The organism is Prevotella sp. oral taxon 313 (assembly GCF_003043935.1).
Lineage (GTDB): Bacteria > Bacteroidota > Bacteroidia > Bacteroidales > Bacteroidaceae > Prevotella > Prevotella jejuni.
Genome location: NZ_PYXE01000002.1, coordinates 261,679 through 274,917, shown reverse-complemented (window position 1 = coordinate 274,917; position 13,239 = coordinate 261,679). Strand labels below are relative to the sequence as shown.

The 13,239-nt window shown below is 35.2% G+C and carries 7 protein-coding genes; 5 read left to right on the top strand and 2 right to left on the bottom strand.

All coding sequences use genetic code 11. The annotated features are described in order from the left end of the window. Window positions 1-157: 157 nt before the first annotated feature. The 5 genes from AXF23_RS15465 (at window position 158) to AXF23_RS15445 (ending at window position 12,155) form a co-directional block, all read left to right on the top strand. Window positions 158-1,333 carry a site-specific integrase gene (locus tag AXF23_RS15465; RefSeq protein ID WP_107626131.1) on the top strand — a complete coding sequence of 392 codons (1,176 nt, stop codon included), beginning with the start codon at window positions 158-160 and terminating at the stop codon, window positions 1,331-1,333. Window positions 1,334-1,518: 185 nt separating this feature from the next. Beyond that, a complete protein-coding gene (locus AXF23_RS15460) occupies window positions 1,519-9,228 on the top strand; it encodes a zincin-like metallopeptidase domain-containing protein (RefSeq protein ID WP_107626130.1) in 7,710 nt (2,569 codons plus the stop codon). Between the two features lie 11 nt (window positions 9,229-9,239). Further along, entirely contained in the window at window positions 9,240-10,730 is a 1,491-nt protein-coding gene (locus AXF23_RS16535; protein ID WP_158267712.1) for a glucosaminidase domain-containing protein, read from the top strand. Between the two features lie 38 nt (window positions 10,731-10,768). Continuing rightward, window positions 10,769-11,389 carry a hypothetical protein gene (locus AXF23_RS15450; RefSeq protein WP_107626128.1) on the top strand — a complete coding sequence of 207 codons (621 nt, stop codon included), beginning with the start codon at window positions 10,769-10,771 and terminating at the stop codon, window positions 11,387-11,389. Window positions 11,390-11,438: 49 nt separating this feature from the next. Next, window positions 11,439-12,155 (top strand): hypothetical protein, encoded by a 717-nt coding sequence (locus AXF23_RS15445; protein ID WP_107626127.1) that lies wholly within the window; start codon window positions 11,439-11,441, stop codon window positions 12,153-12,155. Between the two features lie 86 nt (window positions 12,156-12,241). On the opposite strand, the gene AXF23_RS15440 is transcribed toward AXF23_RS15445, so the two are convergent. Both AXF23_RS15440 and AXF23_RS15435 read right to left on the bottom strand, forming a co-directional pair. Then, the gene (locus AXF23_RS15440; protein WP_107626126.1) at window positions 12,242-12,454 is read right to left on the bottom strand and encodes a hypothetical protein; all 213 of its coding nucleotides are present in this window, start codon (window positions 12,452-12,454) and stop codon (window positions 12,242-12,244) included. A gap of 4 nt (window positions 12,455-12,458) precedes the next feature. After that, window positions 12,459-13,217: a DUF4099 domain-containing protein gene (locus tag AXF23_RS15435; protein ID WP_146156769.1), complete on the bottom strand. Its 759-nt coding sequence runs from the start codon at window positions 13,215-13,217 to the stop codon at window positions 12,459-12,461. Window positions 13,218-13,239: the final 22 nt, after the last annotated feature.

The following is a 13,239-nucleotide window of genomic DNA, read 5'->3' as shown; positions in this document are numbered from 1 at the left end:
TATACTTAATAAAAATGTTTTTTTATGGCAGATTTACACGATTTTATTTACCGATAGTTACCGATATTTACCGTTATTTACTTATCTTTGTACCCACAGTGATACCCTTTGTGATACCACTTTAGTAATTTATTTGAGATACCAATATATGTAAATTATGATTTTATCATATCCAATATCAAGATTTGTTTTTGATAGAAAAAAAATCTCATCAGAGAAAAGGAAGGGGCTTATTCAAATCGAAGTACGTTACGAAAAGAAAAGAAAGTGGATAAGTACAGGTATTAAAGTTTTTAAGGATCAATGGCATGATAAAAGATATATTGTTAATAGCCTCGATTCCGATGAACTTAACGAAAGACTTTTCCTCTGTAAAGAAAAGATAGATTCATATTTTAATAGTCTTATGGAAAAAGGAATTACCTTTTCATGGGACGATTTTGACATATTCTTAAAGAGGATGGATACCTCCACGTCCTCTGAGACTTTCATTGATTATGTTGCTCGACGAATAGAAGAGCGTAATGATATAAAACCATCCACAAAGGCAAATCACAGAAAGTTACTCACATCTTTGGATGAATTTGGAAAGATACTTTATTTTTCAGATCTTACAAAGAGTAATGTTGCTGATTACTACAATTTTCTTTTAGGGAAAGAAGTTATTATCCAAGGTAAGGTTCAGAAACTGAAACTTACTACAACTAGCAGTTACATGAAATTCTTAAAAGTATATATAAATGACGCAATACAACATGATAAACTTGATAAGAACCCTTGCAACGGACTAAAAGTAAAACGTGGGTCAGCTGAAAATGGTAGATGGCTCTCTTTAGAAGAACTTAGTAGAATTGAGAATATAGAAAATATTCCTTCTTCTCTAAAAATAATTCGTGATTTGTTTTTAATACAGTGTTATACAGGTATGGCATATACGGATTTAATGGATTTTAGTCCTGAGAAACTTACAGAGATAGATGGTGTTACTGTATTGTCTGGTAAACGTAAAAAGAGCGGAGAGTATTATGTAACTGTCATTTATCCTACTTTAAAAAATCTACTTGATAAGTATAATTATAATATTCCAAAGCGAACAAATCAGTCTTATAATCGAGCTTTGAAAATTCTAAGTATGGCTTGCAACATCGATAAGCCTTTAGCTACTCATTGGGCTAGGCGCACTTGTGGAATGCTTATGTTAAACAAAGGTTATTCTATAGAAGTTGTTGCTAAAGTTTTAGGTCATTCAGATATAAAAACAACACAGCAGTGTTATGCAAAAATACTAGATAGAACTGTTATTGATTCTTTTAAAAAGATTGAAAACGTTTAGAATTTTATAGGGTGTCCAATAGGGTACCCTATTTTATTTATAGACAAATAAGTAAAAATACTTAACAAAACAAACCTTTGATAAGTCATCTTCTTTACTGAATTGTTAATTTAGAAAGATTTTCTAAGGCACTTTTATTTTTGCTGATTTTTTCTTTTCCTTTGAATAAGAAAGAATTAGCAATTATGTCCCCAAAGAAGAATACTCACGAGGCTACGTTTTCTGAGGCTGTCATTCCAGAAGAATTACAGTCTACTAGTCTTGTTGATATAAATAATTTTTCTCTTCCTTCTCCTAATCACAATGTAAGAGAAAAGCTTAAAGGTTCTGCTATTACTTCTCGTAATATTGGTAACTTGGGTATTGGTTCTGTTAATCTTTATGGAGGCAATACTGTATCTTACAGAGAGGTTAAAAAGGATGTTGATTTATCTGATTTTTATGAAGCTACCTCCGCCGAGTTTACAAAGATTTCTTCTGACAAGTCTGTTTTTTCTTTCTGGGAAGGTCTTAAATCAGACAAAGATCTTAAATGGCACCATTCTCCTTTAAGTAATAGTGAATATTTAGTGAATCATCATACAGGTGACATTTATCGTTTCTCTGACCATTGGGGCAAAGTAGCTTCTTGTGAATGGAGTCTGAATGATGAGCCAACAGAAGGTTGGAGTATTGGAGTAGCAAACATTCAGTCTTTTAAATCTCTGCCTTTTAGTCGTAGTCTTGTTCTTAAAGGTTCTTTCGTTAATCAGCTTAATCAAGTAATAGCAAATTTATACGATATTATTGATTCTACAGATATAAAGAAAACAGATTCTGCTCTTAGAACACTTAATAAGAGATTAGATGATTTGAAATCACATAAGGCTTCACTAAATGATTGGAAAGTTTATGTTGAAAACGCTAATTTAATAAAATCTAAAGATATATCCGATATGGCTTATAAAAAAACTAACGCCTCTTCATCAGCATCATCTTCTTATTCAGATGCTGTTATTCAGCAATTTGCTGATATGATGATAAAGAGAATGGAGGACATGAAAGAGAGTAACTGGAAGAAAGGTTGGATGGATGGGCGTGGTGATGCTGGTTTCCCACGCAATGCTCTTACTGGTAGACAGTATAATGGTATAAATCCATTTATGCTTATGTATAATACAATCGAACATGAGTATACTACTTCTATGTATTTGACTGCTCGTCAACTTTTTAGTATGAATGAGTCTTTAAAAGATCCGTCTACTGGAAAAATTGCTTTAGAGAATCTTGATAAAGTTATGAAGATTAATAAAGGGGAAAAAGCTTTTCCTGTTTATTATATGATTCATAAATATAAGGATATGCAGGGAAAAGAATATTCAGATCAAGAGTATAATGACTTATCTGAGGAGCAGCGTAAAGATATTAAAGCATATTTTTATCCCAAGGTACACCATTTATTTAACATTGACCAAACAAATATGAAGGAAGTGAATCCTTCATTATATAATAGTTTTGTCGATAAATACACTAAACGTCCTTCTCTTCCAGATAGTGATGGTATGTATTTCAATGAAGATATAGATAGCCTTCTTGCACATTCAAAGCCTTCGGTTTGGAAAAGTGGAAAGGATAATTTATCTTGGTACTGCCCTATAGACCAAACAGCTGATATATCTTCCCCTCATTATAACCTATCTAAAGATTTTATCAAAGTTCCTCTTAAAAATCAGTACAAAACGAGTGATAGTAAGGAAGGTGTTTTTGCAGATGGGCAAGAGTTCTATGCAACCTTGCTTCACGAAATGGCTCATTCTACAGGTCCCAAAGGTCGTCTTAATCGTGATCTTAGTGGCTCTTTCGGTGATAAAAAGTATGCAAAAGAGGAACTTGTTGCTGAATTGTCAGCAGCTCTGATTTCGAGTACAATGGGATTTGATAAGCGTATTAATGATAATAACGCTAAGTATGTTTCTTCTTGGCTTAAAGTTTTAAAGGAAGATCCATCTTTCATTAAAACAGTTCTTTCTGATGTTGGTAAGGCTTCAGATATGATTACTGAAAAGATAGATGCACAGCAAGTAGCTTTAGGACAGCCACTATTTAAAGAAAAAACATTACAAGAGTCTGTATCTCCATCAGCTGAACAGGTTAATAACATTAGTAACGTAAGGGCAATTTCATTAATGCCTGAATCAACCGAACTTATCTTCAGTAATGGAAAGCAGCGATGGGACAGTTTCGATAGTTTTCTCAAAGCTGCCAAAGAACATCAAATCACAAGAAGTGAGTTTATGGCTATGTCAGCTCTCAATACTGTCAAGGACTTACATCCCCATAATTTTACTCAATCCGCTATTGAATATCTACAGCAGCAACATAAGGGTTTTACACCCGAGGAACCTATAGCTCCAGGTAGTCCTTTATATGATGCAATCAGATTGTTGAAGGAAGGCAAAGTATTTGCCGAATACAGAGAAAACAGAGAGGTTGATCTAAGCTCTTCTATAAAGGATGGCGAAATGCTTTCAGCTGAAGAGATAGAGAAGTTAAAAGCCATGGCTTCAGATGCAAGTTATGGTAAAAGTAAATCAAGTAATATAGACAATAAGCCTCTTATAGAGAAGGTTCCCTATGGTGAGTTTTATTTACCTGATTGGTCAATTCCCTATTTCAAAGACAATATAGAAGACGGATTATCAGCAGAGCAGCTAAAGACTGTAAAAGATTTCGAGAAAGATTTTCCTTCTAAGTTATCTATTGAAATTACAGAAAGTTCAATTGAAGGGAAGCATAATACAGAGCTTGGTCCTGCAACTACTGTTGATAAGGCAAAAATTTATTATTTCGAGCAACATATTAGCGATCTTTTTCCTACCGATGAGTCTACTCGTGATAGGCTTGACAAAGATTTTTTCGAAGACAATAAGAGTCGCAAGACTCTTTCAGATCTTCAAGCTCAATACAGCATTATTAACGCCCAGTATCCAGCTGCTGTGAATGATGAAAGAACTCACCAGTTGGCAAAGCGTATAAGACAGGCGGAGCAGATTATCACAGCTTATAATGCCAATGTAGAAGCTGTATATGGTCATGACTTTATGTTTTCTGAGGAAGCAACTAAAGTTATGATTCCCCAATCCATCTATTCTGGTCAGTTAAAACCCCTGTCTGTTATTCGAGAGGAACAAGCAGAACGAGAGAAGAAACTTATCGCCTCTGGACATTTTATTATCCCTGTTTCCGCAGACTACGAAGGCAAGAGAGGTAAAGATGGAGACAATATTTGGCACGTCCCAGTCGATGAATATGAAGATAGGCTATCAATAGCATTCGAAGACATTTTACCTCGTGTAAAAGGCACTCTCCACAGGAATCTGGTGGGAGAGCTAACCCTTACAGCAAAGATAGAAGGTTACGAAAAAGAATTTAAATCAAGTTTTATTCCTGAACATCTTAGAGCCTTCATAGATGTGTCACTAAACAAGGAAGAGTACCGTAGTATGCAAGGTACAATTAAAGGTAAGTTCGTAGATCTTGTAGCAGCTGATGTCTTTTCCCCTATTCTTATGGAGAAAGAAAATCAATCACTCCTGAGAGGCAGTAATTTGAAAGGACAAGATAACGAACTTTCCAATTCATCAAGACCAGGAAGGACGGAAAATGAAATGTCATTGAATGAGCTTATCGACTATCAGGTTGAGACGGACACTGGCAACAGGACTGAAGCTGATACGAATCATTATGATGATAAGCGTTTATATCTTCCTCTGTTGGTTGATGGGAGAACATCTCACTTAGCTGTGGAGGCAGTAGTACCAGACGCTATTACCGCCCCTTCCTATCGACGAACTGTATATAATTTTGGTGATGAGGTAGAGACAAAGGTTGATAATGTCTGGCAGAAATGGGAGAATATTAGCAACGAATATAACCTATCTGTAGAAGATGCGGACAGATCCGTTGTTGACAGCGATGCCCCCTCCTTGAAATTCCGAAGCGTGGACAGTGCTGTTAAATTTGCTGACTGGATAACTGCAAAATACGTTAAATCAGAACAAAAGTCAGATAGTCTCTCTACAGAAGAACTTAGAGAGACAAATAGAAAGGATAAAACAAACGCAACGCCAATAGATGAATCGTTATCTACAAAGTCAGAAACTTTTGTATCACCAGAAGGCATGCCTAAAGTTGATTTACAATCACAATGGGAAAATATAAAGAAACAACTTAATACCGTTGCTAAAGATGAAAGGCAAAGTTCAAATTATGATTTAACAAAAGATACTTCTCTGGCTCGTGATTACATAGCTAATAACTTTCAAGTTAGTAGGGAAACTTTTGATAAATTCTCTGATTCCGATAAAGAAAGGTTAGTTTCTCTGTATTCTAACTATTCATCTTCTCTCCTTACTACATTTACAGAACAACAGAAAGTTGAAAAAGAAATTTCAAATTTCATTTTATTAGGTGGTCTTCTTGATCCTGAAAACGCTCAGAAAGTTTTAGAAAAGGGATATGAAAAAATGACTTTGCTTCGTGAAACTCCTAATGTAAATTTAGCTGTTTTAAAAAGCTCTGTTCTTTCTCTTGCTGATAATCAGCATAGACAATCAAACCCAATCGCTTATGGACAATATGATATTCCTATTTGGGCTGTAAAACATCTCTCAGAAGGTAAAGACTCTTCTCTTTCAGAGGCTAAGTTATCTGAAATAGAGTCTTTCAAATCACAACTTCCTAATAATTCGTTTTTTGAATTTAAGGATTCTAATGTTTCTTATTCGGAGAAACCAGCTTTTGGTCCAGCAACAAATGTCATCAAAGCTCATATCTATGTTTCTCGTGACCAACACCAGGAAGAAAGTGTTTCGATTAATAATAATGTAAATGATAGTGAAGAATATACTATGGCAAGAAAACTCCCTCAACAAGACAGTAAAAAGAATGAAGAAATATTCTATTCTTCTGTCGTTTCTATCAAATCCGGTGAAGATTTGCAGCTATTCGACTCAATGCGTGAAAAAGGTCACCTTAACAAGATGCTTAAGGTAGCAGCAGAATATGATTATGGTGAAGATATTTCCCTGGATGCAACTCATAAGTCTCCACTTCAAAACAGTGGTGATGAGGTGTTGCGTGAAAACAAGAATTATGCTGTTGTTTACAACAATTCTGCAGGAGGAGCTTATGAAATCTTCCGTAAGTCTCCTCAAAGTGAGATTTTGAACAGTATAAATCGCTATGGACTTCCTGATACAGCCTCTGAGGATGTAAAAAGGCTCAGTGGACGTAAAGACTATTCTAGTGATCATGATTTATATGAAGCTACTCAACATGAGGATCATGATGCTCTTAACTATGCAGCAGCTTCTCGTGGGATGACTCCAAAGCAGATGGAGGAAAGTTTGGCAGCTGGAACTGAGGAAAGACTCCCAGATTCATCAGAATTAGATAAGAAGCGTGGTCTTGATGATAGAGAAAAGGAGATTGAACTGAAAAATGAAGAGCTATCTGGTGAAGTATCCTCAAAGCAGGAGTTACAAGACAAGAACGCAGAAACACGACGTAAGGAAGAGAGTCAACGAGAAGCTGAAAAAAAAGAAAAGGAAAAGCAAGAATCACAGAAGAAAGATGATTCTTCTGCTAAAATAATAACAGCTGCTTTCTTGCGGTCATCATTACTTTCAACTGCTCTTCTTTCTGCTAAAGACAACAATAGAGTATGGTTAAATGCTGATGGAAAGAAATCTCCAACTTTCCATCAAGCATCTTGGGATGTTAGTCCTTACAATCAAATATTTATGTCGCTGAATAGTGACAAAAATGGTTATGCAACTAATGTCTATACAACCTTTAAACATGAGGATAGTCTTGCTGTAAAGAAAGGTTCTGAGTCTCTGCCATACAGTTGGACAGATTGGTCTATGTATAAATCAAAAGGTCCAGAGCCAAAATCAATAACATCCAACCAATACGAGAATCTATCTCCCGATGAAAAAGAGCATTTCAAGAAAGCTCCTGTAAAGTTTGACAGAAAGATTTTTAATATCGACCAGACCGTTTTAAAGGGAGCAAATCCAGAACAGTATAATGCCGTTTTGAAGGAGCATGATACACACTATAAGGAAATGCAAACTATTGCTTCCACTGATTCTGTCGATTTGGTTTCCGATCGTGCTTCTAAGATAAAAAAACAACACCCTGACCATTTAGTGTTATTTGCTCATAATGGTGTTTATAACGCTTTTGGGAAGGATGCAAAGACTATTCACCAACTAGCTAAAGATAGTGTTACATTAGATTCTTTTAATAATTCAAAGTCTAATCGTAAAACGTCTATTGCATACTTCAAGCTTTCAGATTTAGATAAGGTGCTTAAAGCTGTAGTTTCTTCTGGTCAGAGAGTTGCTGTTGCAGAAAATTCTGAAGGTTTGAATGCACCTAAGGAGGCAACTAAAATTTTATCAAAAGCAGAATCTGTACTTGATAATTACTCAAAGTCTACTGGCATTAACGTTCAGAAGTCTTTAACACAGCCAACTAGCTATGATAAGGAGACTGACACAATAATTCTTAATAATAAGAAATCGGTCAATCCTGGCAATGAACTTAGAGCTGCTGTTGAGAATAGCAATGCTATTTACTTTGCTATTTCACAGTCAGTAGCTAATAATAAGCGTTTGGATATTTCTAATCAGTTTTCTATGCCAGAAAAGGATATAGAGTCTGTTAAGCAGCTTATTGCTACATTGTCTGCAGGTGTACTTTCTCTCAAACAAGCACACCCTGCTGTTCTCTCTGATCAAGTAAGTCATGAAAGTGTTGAATCTTGGGCTCAAGATATTAAGAATGATCCTCATTTACTGTCTTCGTTAGAACGTAATGTCAACAACACTGTAAATACCATTGAAAAGCTTATTAAAGGTGAACAGGTTGACTATGCAGCTATAAATGGGAAATCATTGCATGACAAAACTAAATCATTTAATTATGTTTCAGAATTGAATGAGATTGCTAAGACCGATCCTATGTCTGCTGTCATCATACGTGACAAGAATAATGCTAGTACCTCCGTCATACTTTCTACAGGGATAGAGACTGTAAGTGAAAATGGTGTTCTCAATAATAATAAATTTCGTCAGGCTTTATTACAACAGGGAGACAAGGATATAAAATTTTATCAATCAGGCGGTACCCTCGGTCTAAACAAAGATGATTCTTTTTTCAAAGACAAGACTCTGCAAATTGTTTCTTTCAATGGAAAAGATATTCTTCCTCAGCAAGATCTACATATTAATGATCATTCTCAGAATGTAAGTTATTCATTTGAGGATGTTTCTGCTGTAAAGGATGATAATAATAGGTGGCATCTTTACATAAAAGAAAAAGGCCAACCATATTTCATTATTCAGCCTGATAAAAGTGATTTAAGTAGATTATTTGAAGCATTTAAAAGTCATGATCAGCAATCAATATATGATGCAAAAACTTCTCTTGGAGAAAAATACATTAATCTTGCTCAAAGTCATCCAGAATTGAAGGTAGACTTCTTGATGCCAAAAGTCCCTTCACAAGATATCGCTAGAATACAAAGTGCAGGTATAACTCGTGATGCACAGGACAGGAATAAGTATTTAATTTTTGCCACGATAGATGGAAAGAATTATCATCAAGAGATTTCTCGTGAAGATTTCCGCAGAATGTGGAAAGTTGATAACATGCAAAGTTATAAGAATGCGTTAGCTGCAAAGATTTTCTCAAATGTATTACATGAAGGTCAGTCTATATCTGATACTTCCTTAAAGGAAGAAAAGGAACAGACAAAATTATCATCTGTTGAAAAGATAGATACTAAGCAATCATTTGAGAATGATGAAGATGTAAATTTCAGTAAAGGTATGTCTCGTAAGTAATGTTTAAGTTTATGGCAACTTTTGAAGAACAAGTCGATTTTACTCGTAAGTATGCACAACTGGCAATAGAGCAACATATTAAATATGGCATCCCAGCTTCGGTCACTCTCGCACAAATGGCTGTTGAGAGTAGCTGGGATAAGTCTGGTTTGGCTGAGCGTGCGAATAATTTGTTTGGTGTAACTGCTGGAAGTAGTTGGAAGGGTCCAACAGTTAAAGAATATGACGACAACCGTTGGAAGGATTTTCGAGTCTATAATAGTAAGGAAGATAGTATCGAGGATCATTCACGTGTATTGTTGGGAAGTAACTACATGAGGTATTGTGCTCACTTATCGAGTACAGACCACTTAGGATGGATAAAGGGTATCAAAGCTGCTGGTTATGCTACAGCTCCAGATTATGTTTCCTCCATTGAAAATGTTATTAAGTCAAATGGTTTTGAGAAACTTGATCAGATGGCTTTAGAACAAGCTGCTCAACAAGGAGTTCAAATTGGATATATGCGTGGAAGGCAGAATGAATATAAGAGTAGTTCTGTTTCCTCAAATATTAGCAAGGAAAAAAAATATATCCTTAGTTTCATACCTGGTACATTTTCTCTTCCAATGAACACAAACAATATGATTGTTACATCAGAAAGAGGAGAAAGAAACTTAGGATTAAAGGGTGCTAGTCGTAACCACAAAGGTATTGACATAAAGGCAGACAATGCTCCATTATTTGCAACAGAGGATAATGGTCGTGTTATTCAAGCAGGTTTTTCAGGTAAAGGTGGCAATACTGTTTCTATTGAGTATGACCGACCTGATAACAGTAAAGTTGTAGTTACATATATGCACCTCAGTAAAATACAAGTGAAGGAGGGTGATATTGTTAATGGACACCAACAAATAGGTGTTTCTGGTGCAACTGGTAACGTTACGGGCCCTCACCTTCATTTTCAAACAGATTATATTGACAGTCAAGGTAATAAGAAGAATTTAGATTCAGCAGCATATTTAGCTGAGATTTCTCTTAGAACGAATATTCCTGTTCGAGCTATATCGGAGAAATCAAAAGTAGATTTGGTTGCTTCTTATAAATCAGAAATGGCCATTCTTCCCTCTTCAACTCAGTTATCCATTGCAGATAGAATAAACGAGAATGGGTATGATACTGACGAAGAACGTCGTCGTCGTGAAAACCAGCAAGATGGTAGCCAAGAGTCAACAGGAGATCTTCTTGCAGATCTAATTGCTCCACTTCTTAAAAGTGCAATATCTCTTGCTATACAGCTAAGTTCTTTGGACGAGCAAGGCTCTGTTTCTAAAGAAGATGCCGATCTCCAAGCTGAGAAGGAGGTTATGGGAGAAAAAGCCTCTATAAAGGTTGAAGCATACCATTCTGATAGAGAACTTGCAGCTGTAGATGTGAATAAACTATCTCAGACATCATCGGCTATATATGAAAGTGAGATTGCTGTTGAAAAACAACAACAAAATCAGATAAAAATGAGTTAAACGTATAATTATTTCTATTTACATTAAATATTTATTTTATGATACAATGTAGTATACAAGCTTGTGGTGAGATTTGCCAACCTGCTTTAGAGAAAACCAATAAAGATGGAAAAAAATTCTTATCTTTTACTGTAAAAATTCCTGTCTCTGGCTACTATGGACCAAGAGCTGATCTCTTTCTTTCCGTATCTATAGATGGAGACTACTCTCAGATAGGGAAGTATTCGTTAGGAAAGAAAGTTAGTTTCAAAGGTAAGATGATACCTAGAAAATATAAGGGGCTTATTTACTATAATGTACATTGTGAAGATACTATCTTAACAGCAGATCCGGAGTGTACCCCTTTTATTTCAGGAACTTTGGATTTTAAGGGGAAGATTGGTAAGAAAGTGCAGGACCTTACTGATAAGAAAGGTCGCCCTTTCCAAGCCTTTTCTGCTTTTTCTTCAAGTAAATCTGGTGAGGAAAAAGAATTTATTTGGATTCATTTTATGAATTTCCATCTTACTGATAAGAATAGAATTTCTCCAGAACAATCTGTTTCCATCTATGGTGATTTTCATTTTAATGTTTATAATGCGAATTTAAACATGGAGTGTGTAGTACAAGACATTTCTCTTTGGGAATGGAAAAAAGACCGCTCTGTAGATGATAAATAGGTGTTATAAATTTACGTCTTTATTAAAATCAGATAACTATAAATGAGATATGGTTATAAAGAACTTTATATTCAATCGTGACGCTTTAAGGTCACGATTGAATTATATCAAACTAGGGGAGAGTTGGTGCGAGACAAAAGATACTCTTGATGAAAATCAAAAAACTTCTTTATTAAATTCCTTTATGGATAAGATGAAAGGAATAAGAAAAACTGAAATAACTTCTTCTGAAAAGAATTACTACAATCCTCAACGTGAAGAAATGAATATGGGTTCTCCTACTGACGTACAAGTTCAGATAGGTGAGACTCTTCATCAACTTGTTCATCATCTTCGTATAAACAAAATAATGAACATTAGTTCTTTAGAAGAATACTATAAAGAAGACCTTATTGCAGAGATTGCAGCTGCAGAATACTCTGCAAAGTTATCATTATCAAAGATTATAGATGAAAGGCTGGCCTCTAGATTGGACTATTATCGTAGTAAAGGATCATCTAACTCCTATATTGATTCTGTTCTTAGTGAAGCAAAGAAATCCAGTGTTCAATTATCTACTTTCCTTAATAATGGAATAGAACAAGAAGAAGACGAGCTATCATCAAAAGATGAAGAACTTGATCTTCAAACAATAACACCTGGGAATATTGACGCAGATGGTGATGGTATCATAGATTCACAAGAGAATTTTCATGCTGACAAGAAACAAGGATCAAGGGAAAAAGAACAATTTTCACATAGTATTCATCATCGTGCTTTTAGATAAAAGAAGCCAGGAGCTTGACACGACTCCTGGCAGTTGTCATTACTAAAAAAATGTGGGTATAGATTTAAATAATGACTTATAAGAAACTAATACGTTTTATCTTCTTCTATTCCATCTTCTTTCCAGAAAAGCTCCCCAGACTCTATTTCTTTAGGGTTTAGCCCCTTCTCCTTACAAAAAGAAAGGTATTCTTCTTTTTTATACTTACTGTGATGCAGAAAATATTGAACTTTAGTGATATCTCCGTCAATAAGAAGATTTATTAAGTCTCCTTCGTTGTAAAATCCCTTTAATTTCATCTGTTTATCTTGATAATTGACTTCTAACTGCGTTTTGTCCAGCAGTCCTTTCTAATTCTGACTGTATTTCTTCAGTATATTTTTCTTCAGGAATATATGACAAATGTCCATTTTGGTCGGAAAGCCAGCATCCATAGAACCCAAAATTATATTCTGGCATATCGCTTATATATGCTTCCTCTTTCCATATAGCTGCGTCTCCATTTACAATTCTCAAGCCATCTACTTCGTTTAGGTCTATTCCTACAGTCACAATGTCTGAACTAGATGTAGAGCGGATCTCTGCTAGTTGTCCGTTTTTTACATTTTGTTTATTAGTCTCATCAATGTGTCCCTTCTGGAAGAAAGAATCAATATTGTGCTGGATCAGTTCCACAGGAACTCTCATAACTTGATTTGTCATTGTATCAAGCTGGGCATAATAAAGATGCGTATCTTCTTCTCTCATAATGACTAATCCATTCATGAGCTTTTGTTGCTCTTCAATAGAAAATTCCTCTAAGTCAGCAGATTCCCAATAAGGAGCAAACCTTAATGAGACAGAACCATCTGTATTACGTACCAGGCTTATTCTTGCTTTTGTTTCAACAGTTTGTCCTTCTTCATTAGATGTCTGCAAAAGCAGAACTGGTGTATATTGCCCTGTTGTAAGAAGTAGCATTACTTGCCCAGGAAGATCGTCTATCATTTCTTGGGTGATACCGAACTTATCCAGTGCCTCAAATGGGATTTCACTTTCATCAAATTTATCTGTATATACCATTTGCTTCAAATATTTTGTATTT